17 protein-coding genes are annotated in these 19,209 nt (G+C 67.8%); 9 read left to right on the top strand and 8 right to left on the bottom strand.

The window, feature by feature from the left end; translation table 11 throughout:
• The first annotated feature begins 86 nt into the window (after positions 1-86).
• The 4 genes from CAM01S_RS09475 to CAM01S_RS09460 all read left to right on the top strand — a co-directional run bounded on the left by CAM01S_RS09475 (position 87) and on the right by CAM01S_RS09460 (position 4,180).
• Positions 87-1,106 carry an SDR family oxidoreductase gene (locus tag CAM01S_RS09475; RefSeq protein ID WP_066520263.1) on the top strand — a complete coding sequence of 340 codons (1,020 nt, stop codon included), beginning with the start codon at positions 87-89 and terminating at the stop codon, positions 1,104-1,106.
• On the top strand, positions 1,103-1,813 hold the full coding sequence (locus tag CAM01S_RS09470) for an SDR family NAD(P)-dependent oxidoreductase (RefSeq protein WP_066520261.1): 711 nt from the start codon (positions 1,103-1,105) through the stop codon (positions 1,811-1,813). Before CAM01S_RS09475 ends, CAM01S_RS09470 begins: the two co-directional genes overlap by 4 nt.
• A gap of 130 nt (positions 1,814-1,943) precedes the next feature.
• On the top strand, positions 1,944-2,996 hold the full coding sequence (tdh, locus tag CAM01S_RS09465; protein ID WP_066520258.1) for an L-threonine 3-dehydrogenase: 1,053 nt from the start codon (positions 1,944-1,946) through the stop codon (positions 2,994-2,996).
• Positions 2,996-4,180, top strand: a complete 1,185-nt coding sequence (locus tag CAM01S_RS09460; protein ID WP_066520255.1) for a glycine C-acetyltransferase — start codon at positions 2,996-2,998, stop codon at positions 4,178-4,180. Before tdh ends, CAM01S_RS09460 begins: the two co-directional genes overlap by 1 nt.
• 206 nt (positions 4,181-4,386) lie before the next feature.
• Here CAM01S_RS09460 and CAM01S_RS09455 read toward each other — a convergent pair whose 3' ends face one another.
• The gene (locus CAM01S_RS09455; RefSeq protein WP_066520250.1) at positions 4,387-5,364 is read right to left on the bottom strand and encodes a helix-turn-helix domain-containing protein; all 978 of its coding nucleotides are present in this window, start codon (positions 5,362-5,364) and stop codon (positions 4,387-4,389) included.
• A 134-nt stretch (positions 5,365-5,498) separates the two neighbouring features.
• Positions 5,499-6,071 carry a TetR family transcriptional regulator gene (locus CAM01S_RS09450; RefSeq protein ID WP_169795861.1) on the bottom strand — a complete coding sequence of 191 codons (573 nt, stop codon included), beginning with the start codon at positions 6,069-6,071 and terminating at the stop codon, positions 5,499-5,501.
• 77 nt (positions 6,072-6,148) lie between these two features.
• On the opposite strand from CAM01S_RS09450, the gene CAM01S_RS09445 reads away from it, so the two are divergent.
• Positions 6,149-7,198 carry a zinc-binding alcohol dehydrogenase family protein gene (locus tag CAM01S_RS09445; protein ID WP_066520240.1) on the top strand — a complete coding sequence of 350 codons (1,050 nt, stop codon included), beginning with the start codon at positions 6,149-6,151 and terminating at the stop codon, positions 7,196-7,198.
• An 81-nt stretch (positions 7,199-7,279) separates the two neighbouring features.
• On the opposite strand, the gene CAM01S_RS09440 is transcribed toward CAM01S_RS09445, so the two are convergent.
• Complete coding sequence (locus tag CAM01S_RS09440) at positions 7,280-8,512, bottom strand: FtsW/RodA/SpoVE family cell cycle protein (protein ID WP_169795860.1); 1,233 nt, start codon at positions 8,510-8,512, stop codon at positions 7,280-7,282.
• Between the two features lie 106 nt (positions 8,513-8,618).
• Between CAM01S_RS09440 and CAM01S_RS09435 the strand changes: the two genes are divergently transcribed.
• Positions 8,619-9,362, top strand: coding sequence for a class I SAM-dependent methyltransferase (locus CAM01S_RS09435; protein ID WP_066520229.1), 744 nt, complete (start codon positions 8,619-8,621; stop codon positions 9,360-9,362).
• Here the strand turns inward: CAM01S_RS09435 and lgt are convergent.
• The gene (lgt, locus tag CAM01S_RS09430) at positions 9,359-10,354 is read right to left on the bottom strand and encodes a prolipoprotein diacylglyceryl transferase (RefSeq protein ID WP_083527914.1); all 996 of its coding nucleotides are present in this window, start codon (positions 10,352-10,354) and stop codon (positions 9,359-9,361) included. The genes CAM01S_RS09435 and lgt overlap by 4 nt on opposite strands.
• 138 nt (positions 10,355-10,492) lie before the next feature.
• Here lgt and CAM01S_RS09425 point away from each other — a divergent pair, with 138 nt between their 5' ends.
• The 3 genes from CAM01S_RS09425 to CAM01S_RS09415 are packed head-to-tail and all read left to right on the top strand — an operon-like array spanning position 10,493 to position 13,374.
• The gene (locus CAM01S_RS09425; protein ID WP_066520227.1) at positions 10,493-11,035 is read left to right on the top strand and encodes a GtrA family protein; all 543 of its coding nucleotides are present in this window, start codon (positions 10,493-10,495) and stop codon (positions 11,033-11,035) included.
• Between the two features lies 1 nt (position 11,036).
• On the top strand, positions 11,037-12,227 hold the full coding sequence (locus tag CAM01S_RS09420) for an NAD-dependent epimerase/dehydratase family protein (RefSeq protein ID WP_066520225.1): 1,191 nt from the start codon (positions 11,037-11,039) through the stop codon (positions 12,225-12,227).
• 7 nt (positions 12,228-12,234) lie between these two features.
• Positions 12,235-13,374 carry a glycosyltransferase family 4 protein gene (locus tag CAM01S_RS09415; RefSeq protein WP_066520223.1) on the top strand — a complete coding sequence of 380 codons (1,140 nt, stop codon included), beginning with the start codon at positions 12,235-12,237 and terminating at the stop codon, positions 13,372-13,374.
• Positions 13,375-13,634: 260 nt separating this feature from the next.
• On the opposite strand, the gene CAM01S_RS09410 is transcribed toward CAM01S_RS09415, so the two are convergent.
• The 4 genes from CAM01S_RS09410 to CAM01S_RS09395 form a co-directional block, all read right to left on the bottom strand.
• Positions 13,635-14,972, bottom strand: coding sequence for an extracellular solute-binding protein (locus CAM01S_RS09410; RefSeq protein ID WP_066520221.1), 1,338 nt, complete (start codon positions 14,970-14,972; stop codon positions 13,635-13,637).
• A 130-nt stretch (positions 14,973-15,102) separates the two neighbouring features.
• Positions 15,103-15,909, bottom strand: coding sequence for a carbohydrate ABC transporter permease (locus tag CAM01S_RS09405; protein WP_066521158.1), 807 nt, complete (start codon positions 15,907-15,909; stop codon positions 15,103-15,105).
• 116 nt (positions 15,910-16,025) lie between these two features.
• Positions 16,026-16,976 (bottom strand): carbohydrate ABC transporter permease, encoded by a 951-nt coding sequence (locus tag CAM01S_RS09400; protein ID WP_066520219.1) that lies wholly within the window; start codon positions 16,974-16,976, stop codon positions 16,026-16,028.
• A complete protein-coding gene (locus tag CAM01S_RS09395) occupies positions 16,973-19,009 on the bottom strand; it encodes a beta-galactosidase (protein ID WP_245631597.1) in 2,037 nt (678 codons plus the stop codon). The genes CAM01S_RS09400 and CAM01S_RS09395 overlap by 4 nt, the downstream gene beginning before the upstream one ends.
• Positions 19,010-19,209 lie beyond the last annotated feature (200 nt).

Genomic DNA, 19,209 nt, shown 5'->3' with positions numbered 1-19,209 from the left:
TCGCCGATCGGGGGCAGGATGGGCGTATCCGGCAGGATGCCAGGCCAGGGCCGCGCAGCTGCGGCCGACCACCAGGAAGGAACACGATGACCGGAGCGAGTGTGCTCTTCATCGGCGGAAGCGGCGTCATCAGCGCGGCATGCGTGCGAGAGGCTGTGCAGCAGGGATTCGACGTGCACGTGGTGAACCGGGGGAAGACGGACGCGCGGCCGCTCCCGGAGACGGTGACGCGCCTCCAGGCCGACAGTACCGACCGGGATGCGCTCGCAGCGGCGGTCGGCGACCGCGTCTGGGATGTCGTCGTGAACTGGATCGCGTTCACGCCCGAGCAGGTCCAGGCAGACATCGATCTATTTGCGGGGCGTGCACGGCAGTACATCTTCATCAGTTCCGCGTCGGCGTATCAGACGCCTCCGACGCATCTGCCGATCACCGAGTCGACGCCGTTGAAGAACCCGTACTGGGAGTATTCGCGGAACAAGATCGCGTGCGAGGACCTGCTCATGGGCGCGTATCGCGAGCAGGACTTCCCGGTGACGATCGTCCGGCCCTCGCATACGTACGACGAGACCCGCCTGCCGTTCACCGGTGGATGGACCGTCATCGACCGGATGCGAAAGGGCAAGCCGATCGTGATCGCCGGTGACGGCAGCTCGCTCTGGACGATCACGCACGCACGCGATTTCGCTGTGGGCTTCACCGGGCTCCTCGACCGCGCTGATGCGATCGGAGAAGCCGTGCACATCACGGGTGACGAGGCGCCGACGTGGGACCGCATCGCGGCGGAACTGGCCGTTGCCGCGGGCGTCGGCGACCAGCTCCGGATCGTGCATGTGCCGACGGACGCGATCGTCGCCGCAGACCCGGAGTGGGGCGCCGGCCTGATCGGCGACAAGACGAACAGTTCCGTGTTCGACAACACCAAGATCCGCAGGTACGTCCCCGGGTTCACTGCCCGCACGACCTACCGGCAGGGCGCCCGCGAGGTGCTCGCCTGGTTCGAGGCGCACCCGGAGGAGCAGCGGGTCGACGAACGTCTCGACGCGCTCATGGACGAGCTCGCCGACCGATATGCGCCGAGCGGCGCGGGGGAGGGCGCGCGATGAGCCGCGTGCTGGTCACCGGGTCCACCGACGGGCTGGGGCGCCGGAGCGCCGAAGCGCTGCTCGACGCCGGGAACGAGGTCATCGTGCACGCCCGCTCTGACGAGCGGGCGCGTGTGCTGCAGCCGCTCCTCGACCGCGGGGCGACGCTCGTCATCGGCGACTTGGCGAGTGAATCCCATGTGCGCGCGATCGCCGACGAGGTCGCTGCGCGCGAGGTGGATGCGATCATCCACAACGCCGGCGTCAATACCGGTGGGCAGATCTTCGCGATCAATGTGCTCGCTCCGTATCTGATGACCGCCCTCTCGCCGCAGGTCCACCGGCACGTGTATCTCAGCAGCGGCATGCATCTCAGCGGCAGCCCGACGGTCGACATGCAGCATGAGGGCTCGGTGAGCTACGCGGACAGCAAGCTGCTGATCACCGCGTTCGCAGCAGCGCTCCCGCGGTATCGCGAGGAGACGGTCGCGCACGCCGTGGACCCGGGCTGGGTTGCGACCCGCATGGGCGGTCCGGGCGCCCCGGACGATCTGGAGGCAGGACACGAGACCCAGGATTGGCTCGCGACCACCGAGGACAACGCTGTGCGCGACTTCGGCTACTGGTTCCACCGTGCTCGGCGCGACCCGAACCCGGCGGCGCTCGACGAGGCATTCCAGGATCGGGTCGTTCACGTCCTCGCGGAACGCAGCGGCGTGACGCTGTAGGCGCGCCGCGTCGACCCGACCGAGCCTCCGGCGGGTGTTTGATTGTCGGTGGCCGGTCGGAACCGCGATCGTGCCGCACGCACCTCGACATGCGCCACAAGCGCGCGTCGAACGAGGAAGACGAGGGCCGATGAGGGCGCTGTACAAACCGGATGCTGGGCCGGGACTCGTGATGGTCGATCGACCAGAGCCTGTTCCCGCGGCGGACGAGGTGAAGATCCGTGTTCTGCGGACCGGCATCTGCGGGACGGACCTGCATATCCGTTCGTGGGACGACTGGGCTGCATCCGCGGTCACGGCGCCGCTGATCCCCGGTCACGAGTTCTTCGGCGAGGTCGTCGAGGTCGGTCCATCCGTGCATGACGTCCAGGTCGGCGATCTCGTCTCCGGAGAGGGGCACATCGTCTGCGGAACCTGTCGGAACTGCCGAGCCGGGCGCCGACAGATGTGCATCCGCACGAAGGGGCTCGGGGTACAGCGGGACGGCGTGTTCGCTGAGTTTCTGACGCTGCCCGGCGCGAACGTGTGGGTGCACCACGAGTCCATCGCTCCCGAGGTGGGCGCGCTGTTCGACCCGCTCGGCAATGCCGTGCATACAGCGCTTGCATTCCCGGTCGTCGGTGAGGACGTCCTGGTGACGGGCTGCGGGCCGATCGGACTGATGGCGATCGCGGTCGCGCGGCATGCGGGCGCCCGATTCGTGGTCGGCACGGACATCAGCGAGAACCGGTTGGCGATGGCGGAACGCATGGGCGCCGACCTCGGTGTGAATGTGCGTGGCGACGGCGCAGCGGTGATCCGCGAGGCCCAGCAGCAGCTGGGCATGCGCGAGGGGTTCGATGTCGGCTTCGAGATGTCCGGTGCGCCGCAGGCGTTGCCGTCGATGGTGGCGAACATGAACCACGGCGGGCGCATTGCGATGCTCGGCCTTCCGTCGGGTCCGATCGCGGTCGACTGGGGAACCGTGGTGACCCACATGCTCACCGTCAAGGGAATCTACGGCCGGGAGATGTTCGAGACGTGGCAGGCGATGGGGTCGATGCTGCAGACAAGTTCTGTGCTGCGCGAGCGGATCGCATCGATCGTCTCTGCGACATTTCCGGCGCGTGACTGGGAGCAGGCGTTCGCTGCTGCCGCCACCGCGGACGGCGGCAAGGTCATCATCGATTGGACGGAGCACTGATGTACGGATCGATTCGAGCACACCTCGCCGACGAACTCGCCGGGATCGACGCTGCGGGGCTGACGAAGCGAGAGCGTGAGATCACGGGACCGCAGCGCGCCGCGATCGAGGCGGACGGCCAGCCGCTCCTGAACTTCTGTGCGAACAATTACCTTGGGCTCGCTGATGCGCCGGAACTCGTCGATGCGGCGAAGCAAGCGCTTGATCGGTGGGGTTACGGCATGGCGAGTGTGCGCTTCATCTGCGGGACCCAGGATCTCCACCGAGACCTTGAGCGCCGTGTGGCGGCCTTCCTCGGTACGGAGGCGTCAATCCTGTATTCGTCGTGCTTCGACGCGAACGGCGGACTCTTCGAGGTCCTGCTCGGCGCGGAGGACGCGATCATCTCGGACGAGCTGAATCACGCCTCCATCATCGACGGCATCCGGTTGAGCAAGGCGCAGCGATTCCGATACAAGAATCGGGACATGGCCGATCTGGAGGCCCAACTCGCGGCCGCCGCATCCGCCCGGTTCCGTGCGATCGTGACCGATGGCGTGTTCTCGATGGACGGCAGCATCGCGCCGCTCGGAGCGATCTGCGACCTGGCCGAACGGTACGAGGCGCTGGTCATCGTGGACGATTCGCACGCCGTCGGGTTCGTCGGCGAGCACGGCCGCGGGACGCCGGAACTGTGCGGCGTCGAGGGGCGCGTCGATGTGTACACGGGGACGTTCGGCAAGGCTCTCGGGGGAGCCTCGGGAGGGTACGTGGCTGCGCGACAGGAGATCGTCGACCTGTTGCGGCAGCGGTCCCGCCCCTACCTGTTCTCGAACTCACTCGCTCCGATGATCGCCGCGGGCACGGTGGCCGCGCTCGACCTCATCGAACGATCGGGCGCCGCGCGTCGACGGCTGGTCGAGAACGCTGCGCTGTTCCGCTCGCTCATGACCGAGGCCGGATTCGATCTGTTGCCGGGCGAGCATCCGATCGTGCCGGTGATGTTCGGTGACGCAGCGGTCACGGCACGAATTGCCGACGCGATGCAGGAGCGCGGCATCTACGTCACGGCCTTCAGCTACCCGGTCGTTCCGCGAGGGCGGGCGCGCATCAGGGTGCAGCTGTCCGCCGGGCACACCGACGAGCAGATCAGGCACTGCGTTGCCGCGTTCATCGATGCACGAGGCATCGCGACATCGGCGTAGCAGCCGCAATGCGACGGGTGTGCGGTCAGGCCTTCGTGTAGCGGGCCATGTCGGCGATGAGTTCCGCCATGTTGATGGGCTGGGTCGGGTTCGGGTCGACGTGCGGGAGTTCCGAGGTCATGGCGTTCATGGGGTGCCTTCCGGTGCTCGTTGTGCCCCACCAGGGGTACAACTCATCATGCTCCGCGAATAACTCGGGAGGCTAACTATGCGCTCGCGAGGCTCGCCGATCGGATAGCCCGACCCTGGGCGAGCGTCGCGGACGGCAGCTCACCGAACTGACTGGCGTAGTAGGCGGAGAACCGACCCATGTGCGTGAACCCCCATGCGATCGCCCGGTCGGAGACGTTCCAGGAGCGCTCCGGGCGGAGCAGCTCGGCGCGGACACGATGCAGGCGAACGGTGCGCAGGAACTCCATGGGGCTCATCCCGACGTGACGCTGGAACGCGGCCTGGAGCGTTCTGGCGCCCGTTCCGGTTGCGGCCGCAACGTCGCTGATCGTGATCGGCTCGGAAGCGTGCGCGACCATCCATTCCTGTGCGCGACGTGTCGTCTGCGACCCACCTCGCCGCTGGTCGACGACAGGAATCGGCCGGAACGCTTCGATGACGGCTTCCGCGACCCGGAGGTTCGCGCGCCGGCGAACGGGCAGTGGTGTCAATGGATCGAGGAGCGCTCCGGCCGACTCGCTGATCGCGCCGCGGAGGATCGCCAGCGCTTCCGGTTCTGGACTGCCGGTGAACTGCAGCCTCGTCGGCGCGTCCCCGGTCCGTGCCGACTCGACGCCCTCGAGGAATTCGCCGCCGAAGCGCAGTAGATGCTGCGTGGTTGGGAGCGCTTCGAATTCGAACGCGCGACCCGTGGGGTACATCATCGGCACGCCGGCACGCATCTGGATCGGGTCGGAGCTCGCGGTGTCGAGCGTGATGCCGGGGCCGGTTGCCCAGGCGAGGATGTACTCGGTCCCGGGATCGATCGTTCCCCATCGCCGTGCGCGTACAGCGGATGTGGCGAGTGCGACGTCTTGGTCACCGACCGCCCGGTATCGGTATTCGAAGTCGGGTGCCGCACGATCGATGTGGATGTTGTCGCTGGTGTAGATCGCTTCGTAGAGCGCGACGGCGTCATCGATGTCGATTCCTCGACGATCGATCGGAGCGTGGGGTGTGATGTCTGCTGGCATTCGCCCTCAGCATGCGGCATCGGCCCTGCTGCGCTGCTATCGGGGTACGGATGATCCGCGAAACGCATGATTGTCAGGACGCCGAACGAACTGCGCCTGGTGCCTCTGAGGGGCTGTCACCTCTCTGCCCCAGATCAGACCGAGAGCTCGTCCAGTGCGCGGCGGACGTCGGCGATGCATCGAAGGATCGTCCGGCTCGGGAGATCGGTGTCATCGTCCGCAAGCCACTGGTCGAGTGCCGCGTGCAGGGTTCCGATGCCGAACGCGGCGAGGGCGGAGGCCGCGTGCTCGGAGACACCACGTTCGACGAAGCCGACGCGGACTGCTTCGGTGAGGTCGTCGCGCTTTCGGGCGTCGCGTTCGCGGAGCGCGGGCTCTGCCGCGATGATCGGACGGAGTCGCCGCATTGCCTCCCGGCGCGGCGGGAACCGTTCATCGGCGATGCTGCACATCCCGCTGACGAGGAGTTGCATCGGCGGCACCTCGGCGGGCGCCGCCGCGAGAAACGCACGGGCCAGCGTCGGGATCGTGTCGCCGTCGAAGATCACCTCTCGCTTGTCGGGGAAGTAGCGGAAGAACGTTCGTGTGGTGAGGCCGGCCCGAGCAGCGATCTCCGGAATCGTCGTCGCCGCGTAGCCCTGCGTGCTGAACAGGTCGACCGCGGCTCGCTCGAGTCGTCCTCGTGCGTCGGGCTGCCAGCGGCTCATGGCGGAAGCATAGACGATGACACGTCGTGCCATGGGGTACATAATGACATCACGTGTCATCACTCAAGGAGTCCGCAATGAACGAAGCACTCTGGTTGTCGCGGCCCACGGGGCGGCTCCGGCTGGCGTCCGCCCCGCGGACTCCTCCCCGAAACGGAGAGGTCCTCGTGCGTGTCCGTGCGGTGGCGTTGAACCCGGTCGACGCGATCCCCGGCATCGCCCACTACGTCGTCACGCCCTGGCTGCGATATCCCACCGTGCTCGGGACGGATATCGCAGGAGACGTCGTCGACGTCGGGCCGGGCGTCGAGGGGATCGCGCCCGGAGACCGGGTGCTCGGGTTCGCGGCGGGCCTGGAGCGGAGTGCGAACCGCCCTGCCGAAGGCGCGTTCCAGCGGTTCGCCATCCTTCGCGCGCGGGTGGTCACGGTCCTCCCGCCCACCGTGAGCTGGACGGAGGCCGCCACATTGCCGCTGGGGATCGCGACGGCGGCCGCCGCGCTCTTCGAACCGGACCAGCTCGCACTCGAGCTGCCGACGAGCGATCGGCAGCCGGAGCGCGATGCATCAGTCCTGATCTGGGGAGGCTCGACGAGCGTCGGCTGCAACGCGATCCAGCTCGCGACGAATGCGGGCTACGACGTGGTGACCACAGCCTCCCCGAAGAACGCAGAACTCGTCCGGAGTCTTGGCGCACGGGTGTCGGTCGACTATCGCGATCCCAAGGCACAGAACACCCTGCTCGAAGCACTGCGCGGCCGGTTCCTCGCCGGCACCGTCGCGATCGGAGGCGGCTCGCTGACAAAGACCATCCCGATCGTCCGCGCCGCGCAGGGCTCGGGACGCCTGGCTTCCGCCTATCCGACCCCGGCCACCCGGATGCGCTCCGTCTGGGAGCGACGTCGTGGCGTGGCGATCTCGGCGATCTGGGGAGGATCGCCAGTCGACACGGCGGTCGGTCCGGCGATCTTCCGCGACTTCCTCGGACCCGCGCTTGCCGATGGTCGGTATCGTTCGGCGCCACCAGCACGTGTCGTGGGGTCGGGGCTCGCAGCGATCCCAGCCGGCCTCGATCGGCTCCGTGCAGGTGTCTCCGCCGAGAAGCTTGTCGTCGTCCTCGACGACTGACGGTTGCCCCGTGCAGAGGTCGCTGGGAGCGCCGGGGAGCGGGCAGAGCCCCGGAGAGCACGGCCCCACGCAGGAGGCGCGTCAGACGTCGTGCATCGCGAACGCACCGGATTCGGCGGGCGCCGGCGTCCGACTCCGCGTCGGCGCCGTGCTCACCGCCTCCGGCTCCTCGACCCGTCCGGCAAAGGACGCTGCCGCGCCGAGCCCGATGAGCGTCACGACCATTGAGGAGCCGCCCGCCGAGATGAGCGGCAGCGGCACGCCGAGAACAGGGAGCAGTCCGAGGACGACGGCGATGTTGATGAGCGCTTGGCCGACGACCCACACCAGGATGCCGCCGCTCGCCGCGGACCCGAAGACATCCGAGCGGCGCCGCGCCGTGCGGATCAACGCAATCGCGATCACGATGAACAGCGCGAGCACCGTGCACGCGCCGATGAGGCCGAGTTCCTCGCCGATGATCGCGTAGATGAAGTCGTTGTCCGCCTCCGGCAGCCACGACCACTTCAGCATCGAGTCGCCAAGGCCCTTGCCGAAGATCCCGCCTGCCGCAAGCGCCCATTGCGCGTGCACGGGCTGCCAGCACGCCGCTTGCGTCTGGTCCGAAACGCCGCACCCGTGCAACCAGGTTGTGATGCGACCGGCTCGCGAGGACCGGGTCATTGCCAGGAGGACGACGACTCCGCCTGCTCCCAGCGCGCCGAGCACGATGTCGCGAATCCTGATGCCGCTGAAGATCAGGACCCCGAAGACCGCGGCGACGATGACGATCGAGGTGCCGAGGTCCTTCCCGAGGAGCACTGGAGCCACCCCGATGAGCAGGGCGATCGCGATCGGGAGATAGACCTCCCGGACGACGTGGACGCCGGTGCGGATCGCCTCGCGCTTCCGGTCAATGATCGCCGCGACGATCAGCACGAGCCCGAGCTTGATGAGCTCAGAGGGCTGCGCGGAGAACGCGCCGAGCCGAAGCCAGTTTCGGTTCCCCTGCACGGTCATTCCAAGCGGGGTGAAGAGCACGAGGAGCTCGAGGAAGACGCCGGCGACGAAGATCGGGAGCGCCCAGCGCTTCCAGGACATCGCGGACACGCGGGACGCGATGAACATCATCGGCAGTCCCACGACCGCGAACATGAGCTGGTGCGTGAACGCTGCGAACGGGCTTTGATGCACCGCGATCTCTTCGACGGACGACGCGGAGAGCACCATGACGGTGCCGAACACGGTGAGGAACACCGCGACCGAGAGAATCACGGCGCCGAGCGGATTCTGCCGCCAGGACAGTGTCGGAAGCACCAGGCGATGAAAACGCATGGCGGCAGTATCGGTCGTGCGGGGCATCGGTCGCGGGACCGACACGTGAAGATTCGAGAACTCGTCGCTCGGTCGCAGGCCGGGCTCAGCGCGCAGACTGTGCGGTATGCACGACTTCGACGCCGCCGGATGGGACAGGCACTGGACCGACGCCCGGGGCGATGAACTCCGGGAGCCGGTGGAGCCGAACCCGCGTCTCGTCGATGTTGTCGCCTCGCTCCCGGTCGGAACGGTGCTCGATGCCGGGTGCGGCACCGGCACCGAGGCGATCTGGCTCGCGCAGCAGGGATGGAGGGTCACCGCTGTCGACCTCTCGAACGCGGCCATCGATGTCGCACGGACCCGGGAAGCGCAGACTGCGCGGGAGGACAGTGCGCTCCCGCCCGGCGAGCGCGCGCGAGCACGGCAGGCGCCGGTGCCGGTCGATTGGAACGTCGCCGACCTCACGGTCTGGGAGCCATCGTCGTCGTTTGACCTCGTCGCGTCCCACTATGCGCACGCGACCATTCCCCAGCTCGAGTTGTACGCCCGGATCGCCGATTGGGTACGACCCGGGGGAAGCCTTCTCATCGTCGGGCACGGGGCCGGAGGGCGGCATAGCCATGGCGGGGAGCCGCCCGCGGACGCGATCGTTCGCCTCGAGGGCATGCGCGGCGTCCTCGACCCCGCAGAGTGGCGCAGCGAGGTGACGGCCGAGTCGCGGTGGATCGAACGCGACGGGGAGCGAATCACGCTGCACGACATCGTCCTGCGTGGAACGCGCCTGGCAACGCCGTCGTCGGATCCGCTGGACGGTCCAGCTCGATCCTCGGTGGGGCTGCTCGGCGAGTCTGGTCGTTCCCGCGACTAATCGGCGGGGCGCCCCGGCGGCGACGACGCCACGGTGTGTTCGCTGTCCATGGGTGCGGAGTCGTGCGTCTCATCGGAGCGGACGACGCCATCCGATGAGGCTTCCGCCGAAGCACCTGCGGTTGCCGCTGGCGCGGCGTCCGGACTCTCGGCAGTGGTCGTTCCGGACCGGAGCCGCTCACGGTCACGCCGAACGGACCAGATGATGATCAGGAGTCCGAGAATCGCTCCGATGATCGCGGCGAGCGTGTTCGCCTTCACGCCCCCGATCGTCAACTCCGTCGGATCGAGACGGATCACCTCGAGGTACGCGCGCCCGGCGCCGTACCACAGGAAGTACATGCCGACGGGGACGCCCCGGGGCAGGCGGAACCGCCGTCCGAGCACGATGATAAGGATGCCACCGATGGTGTCCCAGATGAGCTCATAGAGAAACAGCGGCTGGAAGAGCGTGCCCGGAGGCGTTCCTGGCGGGAAGTGCGGACTGCTGGTGCTGATCTGCAGGCCCCACGGCCACGTGGTGGGCGGTCCGAAGAGCTCCTGGTTGAAGTAGTTGCCCAGGCGACCGAACGCCTGGGCGAAGAGCATGCCGGGTGCCACCGAGTCAGCGAAATCCGAGAAGCGAACGCCCGCGCGACGGCTGCCGATCCAGGCTCCGACCGACCCCGCGAGAATGCTCCCGTAGATGGCCAGTCCGCCCTCCCACAGGGCGAACACGTTCCACAGGTTGTCGCCGGCGGAGAAGTAGTCGCCCGGGTGCGTGAACACGTGGTAGAAGCGACCGCCGACGAGCGCGATCGGCACTGCCCAGATCGCGATGTCGACGATCTTGCCGCCCTCGATGCCCCGCGCCTTCAGCCGACGACCCGCAACGGTGGCAGCGATCACGATGCCCGTCAGGATGCAGAGGGCGTAATAGTGGATCTCGAACGCGCCGATCTGAAAGCCGTTCGTAGGCGGGCTCGGGATTCCCGCGGCGAGCAATGCGGACATCGGTTCCCTTCCGGAGGAGCGGTCTCACTGTAGCGCGGTTGCCCGGCGCGGCCGGCCGAGCGGAGGGTCCTCTCAGACGCGGCGTTCTCGGATACGATCATTCGGGCTTTCTGAGCGGCGAAGGCGGAGGATCGTGGCATGACACAGTCGGACGAGCGGCCTGTCGCGGCGGCTCCCGGCATGGCGGCGGACGATGCGCTTCCGACCCCGGTCCGAGACCTGCGACGCGCGTCGCTTGTCGGGGACGCCGCTCGCTTCAGCGCCGTCGGGCTGATCAGCTACATCGTCGACCTCGGGATCTTCAACCTGTTGCGCGTTTCCGCGGCCGGTACGGTGCTCGGCGGGCCGGTGGAGGCGAAGACGGCAGGCGTCATCGCCGCGACCATCGTCGCGTGGCTCGGCAGTCGGTACTGGACCTTCCGCAGTACCGGCCGGCGTGACATCGTGCGAGAGTTCGTGGAATTCATCGTCGTGTCGCTCGCCGGATACCTCGTGAACGTCATCGTGCTTGCGATCTCGCACTATGGTTTCGGATTCACGTCGCTGCTCGCCGACAACATCGCCGGTAACGTCGTGGGGGCCGGTATGGGCGCCCTGTTGCGCTTCGTGCTGTACCGGCGATGGGTGTATCGCAACGATCGCGGCGCGGCCGCGGCTCTCCGAGAGAAAGTGGACAACTGACATGCGGATTCTCGTGCTCGGTGGCGACGGCTTCTGCGGCTGGCCCACCTCCCTGCATCTCTCCGCCTCGGACCACGAGGTCACGATCGTCGACAACTTCTCACGCCGACGGATCGACGACGAGCTCGGCGCATCGTCGCTCACGCCCATCGAGTCACTCGCTGGCCGCGTGGCTGCGTGGCATGAGGTGACCGGGCGCACGATCGACACGATCGAGCTCGACGTCGCGCAGGACTACGACGGCCTCCTTGCCGTCCTCGAGCGGGTACAGCCCGACGCGATCGTCCACTTCGCCGAGCAGCGGGCCGCGCCGTATTCGATGAAGACCTCGGCGACGAAGCGGTACACGGTCGACAACAATGTCAACGCGACACACAACCTCCTCGCTGCGATCGTGGAATCCGGGCTCGACCCTCACGTGGTGCACCTCGGCACCATGGGCGTCTACGGCTACGGCACCGCCGGGGTGCGCATCCCCGAGGGGTACTTGACGGTCGGCATGCACGGCGCCGATGGCGAGGTCATCGAGACGGAGATCCTGTATCCGGCGAACCCGGGCAGCGTCTACCACATGACGAAGACCCTTGATCAGCTCATGTTCGCGTACTACGTCAAGAACGACCGGCTTCGGGTGACGGACCTGCATCAGGGCATCGTGTGGGGCACGCAGACCTCGGAGACGGAGCTCGACCCCCGCCTGATCAACCGCTTCGACTACGACGGCGATTACGGCACAGTCCTCAACCGCTTCCTCATGGAGGCTGCCGTCGGCCACCCGCTGACCGTCCACGGCACCGGCGGGCAGAAGCGGGCGTTCATCCACATTCAGAACACCGTCCAATGCATCCGTCTGGCCATCGAGAACCCGCCGGCGACCGATGCCGGACGCGTCCGTATCTTCAATCAGATGACGGAGACGCACCGCGTTCGCGATCTCGCGGAAATGGTCGCGCGAATGACCGGTGCGACGATCTCCTACGTCGACAACCCGCGCAACGAGGCGCCCGAGAACGAACTGCTCGTCGCGAACGACGGCCTGATCGAACTCGGCTTGTTCCCGCTGACCCTCGAAGACAACCTGATGGACGAGGTCTTGGACGTCGCACGCGCCTACGTCGAGCGCGCCGACCTCGACCGCATCCCGTCGGTCTCGCAGTGGGTGCGTCCGCGGCGGGTGCCCGCAGCGAACTGACCGCAGCATGCGCATCGCCTACGTCAGCGAGGTCTGGGAGCCCGCCATCAACGGCGTGGTCACCCGGCTCCGGTCGACGATCGACGGGCTCCTCGCGGCCGGACACGAGGTGCTCGTGGTGGCGCCGCGGATGCCGGGTGCGCCGCATCATGAACAGGAGGGGCGCCTCCGGATCGTGCGCGTGCCCGCGTTCCGGGTGAGCTGGGTGTACGGCGGTCAGCCGTGGGGGCTCCCTTCGCCGGCGGTTGGCCGGGCGCTTGCGCCGTTCGCGCCCGACCTCGTGCACGTCGTCAGTCCGTTCACGATCGGCATCGCCGGTGTGCTCTGGGCAAAACGGCATCGCGTGCCGCTGGTCGCGTCGTTCCACACCGACATCGCGCTGTACGCGGGCTCCTACCATCTGGGTTGGTCGCGCCCGATCATCTGGCGCATCATTGCCGCCCTGCATAACGCGGCCGCCGTGAACCTTGTCACCTCCGAGCATTCGCGGCAGCTCTTCGCCGAACATCGGGTCCGGAACGTCGTGCTCTGGCGCCGAGGCGTCGACCTCGAGCGCTTCCAGCCAGGCGGGCGGGAGGCGCGTCCAGACAACGGAAGGATCGTCGCGCTCTACGTGGGTCGACTCGCCGACGAGAAGGGCCTCCGGCGCCTGCTGCCGCTCGCCCGGTCGGCGGACGTCGAACTCCGCATCGTCGGCGACGGGCCAGACCGGGTGGCGCTCGAAGCGGCATTCGCAGGGACCGGAGCGGTGTTCGTCGGGCCGCTTCGCGGCGACGACGTCGCGCGGGAATACCAGCGCGCGGACGCGTTCGTGTTCACGTCGACCACCGAGACCCTCGGGCTCGTCCTCATCGAGGCGATGGCGTGCGGCGTTCCGGTCGTAGCGGTTGACTCCCCGGCCAGCCGGGAGCTGCTCGCGCACGTGCCCGTGGCGCGACTGGTGCCGACCGATGCCCCCGAGCGATTCCGTCCGCTCATCGACGAGGTGCTCGCCGTCGGTGACCCCGCCGAGCGAAGCCGTCTCGCACGGCGGGAGGCGCTCGAGTGGGGATGGAGCGGCGCGACGGAGCAGGTGATCGACATCTATCGCGGACTGGTGCAGCCCGCGTCGACCGCGGATCCGTCGCGCACGAGCGCGCTGCAGTAGCGCGGCTGCCTGCCCGGTACGCGGCCTCGGGCTGTCGGCGTGCCGCTGCTCCTCTCAGCTTCGGGGTGTCGGCGTGCCATTGCTCGTCCCGGCTTCGGGGTGTCGGCGTTCCATTGCTCCTCCCAGCCCTGGGGCTATCAGCAGCCGTCGGGCTGCTCCTCGCACCCGCGGGCGCAGAGAAGCGCCGGCCGCCTCCTGGGGGGAAGGAGACGACCGGCGCCGGGGGAGGCCGGAGCGGGGATCGGCCCGCTCGGCCGGCTTTACTGGACCGGGATCGACTGCGCCTTGAGGGCCGCGATCGTCTTGGTCTGACCGGTCTTCAACGCGTCGAGCAGCGTGCCCTGGCCGGTCTCGGCGGAGCCGAAGCCGTCGGAGACGTCACTGTACGTCTGCGTCATGGTCGGGCCCCAGGTGAACGGCTTGATGTTCTTCGCCGCGGTGGCGAATTCCTGGTAGATCTTCTGGTTGCCGTAGAACGGCAGTCCGCTGCTGAGCGCCGGGAGGTTCGCGCCGGTCGACGCGGCGGGGTAGAGGTTGGCTGCGCTGTTGAGCGCGCTGAGCGCCTCTTTGGACGTGTTCAGCCAGAGCAGGAACTTCGCCGCCTCGGCCGGGTGCTTGCTGTCCTTGAAGACGACATCGGACGAGCCGCCCCAGGCTGCCGAGGCGTTGTCGCCAGCGGTCCACTGCGGCATCGGCGCGACGGCCCAGTCACCTGAGGTGCTCGGCGCACCGCTCGAGATCGTGTTCGCACCCCAGACGGCGGAGACCCACGTCCAGTCCTTCCCGCTGTTGTACGCGCTGTTCCACTGGTCGGTGAAGCTCGGCAGCGTGTTCACCTCGTTGCTGCTGATGAGCTGCTGCCAGTAGTTCGCGACCTTGGTCGACGCGGCGTCGGTCAGGTTCACGTTCCAGGTGCCGTTCTTCGTCGAGAACCACTGGCCACCGGCTTGGCTCACGAATCCGGCGAACTGGTTGACGTCGCCCTTGGCGAAGTCGGTGATGTATCCGCCCATCGCCTTGATCTTCGCGGCGTCGGCAGCGTACTCATCCCACGTGGTCGGAACGGGGATGCCCGCCTTGGCGAACAGGTCCTTGCGGTAGTAGAGCGCCATAGGGCCGGAGTCTTGCGGAATGGCGTACGCGGAGTTCGACTCGCCGAACGTGACCTGGTTCCAGAGCCCGGACGAGTAGTCCGCCTTGGCGGCGGAGACGCCGGCGCAGGAGGCGATGTTCTGCAGCCCGTCCTGCACGCGGAAGGCGGGCAGCGTGTCGTACTCGACCTGTCCGATGTCCGGCGCCTGCTTGGCCTTGAGCTCGTTGAAGAAGTTCTGGTAGGTGCCGCTGTTGCCGTTCGCGACGATCGACACCTTGACCTGGATGTTCGGGTTCGCCTTGTTCCAGATCGCGACGACCTTGTCCATGTTCGGCACCCAGGTGGTGAAGGTCAGGTTGACCTTGCCCTTGGACGGCGCGCAGGAGGCGGACGCGTTGGACGAGCCGGATGAGCCCGAGCCGGACCCAGAGGAACTGCAGCCCACCAGGGCCACCGTCGCCGCGACGGCGAGTGCCGCGACGCTGAGGAACTTCGTTGTCTTCATGCTGTCTTCCATTTCGGGATGTGCCGGACAGGCGTCCGGGCAGGAGGCACGGTGCCGGTCGAGCCGGACCGTGTCGGTCGGTGAGATCGCGGCCGGTGCGGCCGTTTGGGGAGGCGAGTGGGAGGCGCGCCTACTTGACGGCGCCGCTTCCGAGCCCGCTGCGCCAGAAGCGCTGCAGGCTGAGGAAGGCGATCAGGAGCGGGATGATCGACACGAACGATCCGATGAGGACGAGCGTGCGAAGGTCCGGGTACTGGCTGACGCTCGAGTTCCACGTGTACAGCCCGAGCGTCACCGGGAACAGGCTCGAGTTGCGGAGCATCACGAGCGGCAGGAAGAAGTTGTTCCAGATCGCCACGAACTGGAACAGGAACACGGTCACGAGCGCGGGGGACATCAGTCGGATCGCGACGGTGAAGAACGTGCGGACCTCGCCCGATCCGTCGATCCGCGCCGCTTCGATGATCTCGTCGGGAACGCTCGAGGCCGCGTAGATGCGCGCGAGGTAGACGCCGAACGGACTCACGATGCTCGGCAGGAACACCGACCAGAAGGTGTCGGTGAGCTGCACCTGGCTGAAGATGAGGAAGAGAGGGAGCGCGAGCGCGGTCGCGGGGACGAGCACGCCGCCGAGGAACAGGTTGAACAGCGCCTCCCGTCCGCGGAACCGGTACTTCGCGAGGGCGTAGCCGCACATGGCGGCGAGGACCGTGCCGAGGGCGCCGGCGACCGTCGCGTACACGATGCTGTTCGCCATCCAGCGCAGATAGATCCCGCCCTGATGCGTGAACAGATCGGTGAGGTTCTTGACCGTGTCCTGCAGGCTCGTCGCGCTGAACCACAGCGAGAACGTCGAGTTGAAGTTGCTCGTGGTCTTCGTCGAGGAGACGAGAAGCCAGAAGATCGGGAGCAGGAAGTAGACCGTGAAGACCGCCATGATCAGGGTGGCGGCACCGCGGGAGAGCACGCTCTCACGAGGACCGCGCGCACGGCTGGACCGGGCTGGGTGGGGGTCGCGGAGCGGTGCGGCGGGGCGAACGGGCGTTTCGACGGTCACTGGGCGGCCCTCCGTTGCGTCAGTCGGAGGAATCCGATCGACAGGATGAACGTGGCGACGGCCAGGACCACGGAGAACGCGGCCGCCAGGTTGAAGTTCGGGATCGACGACGTCGAGTAGACGAGCATGTTCGGCGTGAACGTCGATGAGATCGTCGACGTGAACTGGCGGAACACGGTCGGCTCGGTCAGCAGCTGGAGCGTGCCGATGATCGAGAACACCGCGGTGAGCACGATCGCGGGGGCGACGAGCGGGATCTTGATCGACCAGGCGACGCGGAACTGGGACGCACCGTCGAGGCGTGCTGCCTCGTAGATCTCGCTCGGGATCGCGAGCAGCGACGAGTAGATGATCAGCATGTTGTAGCCGACGTAGACCCACGTCACGACGTTCGCGACGGCCCACAGCACGAAGCCGCCGCCGAGGAAGTTCACGTGCGAGGTCGCGAACCCGAACGGCGAGAGCTGTGGTGAGTACAGGTAGCCCCACATGATCGCCGCGATCACGCCCGGCACCGCGTACGGGGCGAAGAACGCGAGTCGGTAGAACCGCTTCCCGCGAACGAGTGGCGAGTCGAGCAGGAGCGCGAACAGCAACGCGAGGGCGAGCATGATCGGCACCTGGACGACCCCGAAGAGCAGCACGCGCAACACCGACGCCCAGAACTCGCTGTCCTGGAACACGAGCACGTATTGGCTGAACCCGCCGAACACCTGCGTCGGGGCGCCGAAGGTGCCGTTCCGGTGGATCTTGAGGAGCGACTCCCACACCGCGTAGAGGATGGGTGCGAGATAGAACGCGGTGAACAGCGCCGCGAACGGCACGATGAACACGGCGATCGCGCGCCGGTAGCGGAATCCGCCGCCGGATCGGCGCTTCGGATCGTCGGAGCGGCGGCGCGTCTCGGCGAGTGTGCGCTCCGCCGCGCGCGGCGTGGTGGATGTCATGGACGGCTCCTGTCCTGGCGGATGATGTGCGTGCCTCCGGCTGGGAGTGCGGTGGTTCCGCTGATCGCGCGGTCGGTGACGAGCTCATGCCCGCTGAAGCCGTGCTCGACCGGTGCGTCGGTGTGGTTGAGGACGAACACCCATTCGTGCGTGTCGTTGGAACGGCGGACGATTTCGACACCTGCCCCGGCTCCGGGTGCGGTGGGGTGCACGCCGGCTTCGCGAGTGACCCGCTCGACGATCGCGCGGAGCGACGCGGGCTGCAGCACGGTCGACACGTACCAGGCGGAGCCCGCGCCCGCCCGGTTGCGGGTGACGGCCGGCATCCCGGCCAGCGGACCGGATACGTACTGGAGGATCGACTCGGCCCCGGTGAGTGAGACCGGCTCGGTCCATATGGTCGCCACCGATCCGTCCGAGAGTGCGACCGCATCGTGCTCGGCGAGCGGCGCGAACTCCTCGACTCGGACACCGAGCAGATCGCGGAACGCCCCGGGGTAGCCGCCGGCGCGGATCCGGTCCGTCTCGTCGACGATGCCGCTGAAGAACGTCACGAGGGCGTGGCCGCCGCGTCGGACGAAGTCCGCGATGACCGCGGCGTCGGCATCGCGCACGAGGTAGAGGTGCGGCACCACGACAAGTGCGTAGTCGTCGAGGGGTGCACCAGGGGGCACGATGTCGACGGTGACGCCGAGGTCCCAGAGCGCGCCGTACAGGGCGTGGACCTGCTCGAGCGCGCGGATGTCGCTGGTGGGGTGCGCCTCCTGATCGGCGGCCCACTGGTTCTCCCAGCTGAACACGAGGGCGACGTCGGCGTGGACGCGGGCGCCGCGCACCTCGGCGAGTCGTGTGACGATCCGGCCGAGCTCGACCGTGTTCGCCCAGCCGCGCGAGTCGGTTCCGGCGTGGGGGAGCATCGCGGAGTGGAACTTCTCGCTGCCGCTCACGGAGGCGCGCCACTGGAAGAAGCAGACCCCGTCCGCACCGCGAGCGATGTGGGCAGCGGTGTTGCGGAGCATCTCGCCAGGCGCCTTCGGGAGGTTCCGCGGCTGCCAGTTCACGGCGGACGTCGAGTGCTCCATGAGGAGCCAGGGCGAGCCTCCGGCGAGGCCGCGCGTCGTGTCCGCCGCGAATGCGAGCTCCACATGCGGCCGTGGGAGCCGGTGATCCAGGTAGTGGTCGTTGGCGATGACCGACATCTCGGGCGCCCAGCTCCAGTAGTCGAGCGCTGTGATGTGGGCTGCGACCATGAAGTTCGTCGTGATGGGGATCTCGCTGAACTCGCGGATCGTGGCGGCCTCGGCCCGGTACTGTCCGAGGAGCTCGTCGGAGCAGAACCGGTCGAAGTCGAGCCGCTGCGTGGGGTTGACGAACGAGAGCGTCGCGCGCGGCGGCAGGATCTCGGCGAAGGTGTCGTACCGCTGGCTCCAGAACGCGGTTCCCCACGCGCTGTTCAGCGCGGCGATGGATCCGTAGCGTGCCTCCAGCCAGGAGCGGAATGCTGCCGCGGAGACGTCGCAGTAGCAGGCCGCGTTGTGGCAGCCGAGTTCATTCGACACGTGCCAGAGCTTCACCGCCGGATGCGACCCGTAGCGCTCCGCCGTCGCGCGGACGAGTGCGATCGACTTCTCCCGGTAGACGGGGGAGCTCGGGCACCATGCCTGGCGACCACCGGGCCAGCGGGTCGTGCCGTCCGCGACGACGGGGAGAACCTCGGGGTACGCGGTGGTGAGCCAGGGCGGGCACGAGGCCGTCCCCGTGCCGAGATCGATGCCGATGCCGGCGTCGGCGAGCAACTCGATGATCTCGTCAAGCCCGCTGAAGTCGTACTCGCCGTCGCGCGGCTCGACGTGAGACCAGCCGAAGATGTTGATCGCCACGAGGTTGACGCCGGCCTGACGCATGAGGGCGACATCCTCGCGCCAGACGTCGCGGTCCCACTGCTCCGGGTTGTAGTCGCAGCCGAAGGCGAGCCCGTCGAGACCGAGGCCGGGCGCGGTCTCGGCCGGGATCGGGAGGGAGCGGAGCGTCACGGGAATCCTGTCGTCGGGGCCGCCCGACGAGCACCTGCTTCGACGGTGAAGACCCATGGTCTGGGAGCGTTCACAGAACCGAGGCGAACAGTGCGCTGATCAGTTCTGGGAGCGTTCCCAGAGTACAGCGCAGAAATTCCGAGATGTCAACTCACAATCGTGTCGGACCGATTCGATCGCTGGTCAGGACGAGCGATCCG

The organism is Curtobacterium ammoniigenes NBRC 101786, from assembly GCF_001571045.1.
In the GTDB taxonomy this organism is placed as follows: Bacteria; Actinomycetota; Actinomycetes; order Actinomycetales; family Microbacteriaceae; genus Curtobacterium; species Curtobacterium ammoniigenes.
Note: the sequence above shows the minus strand (reverse complement) of the source record. Positions and strands in the feature narration are given on the sequence as shown.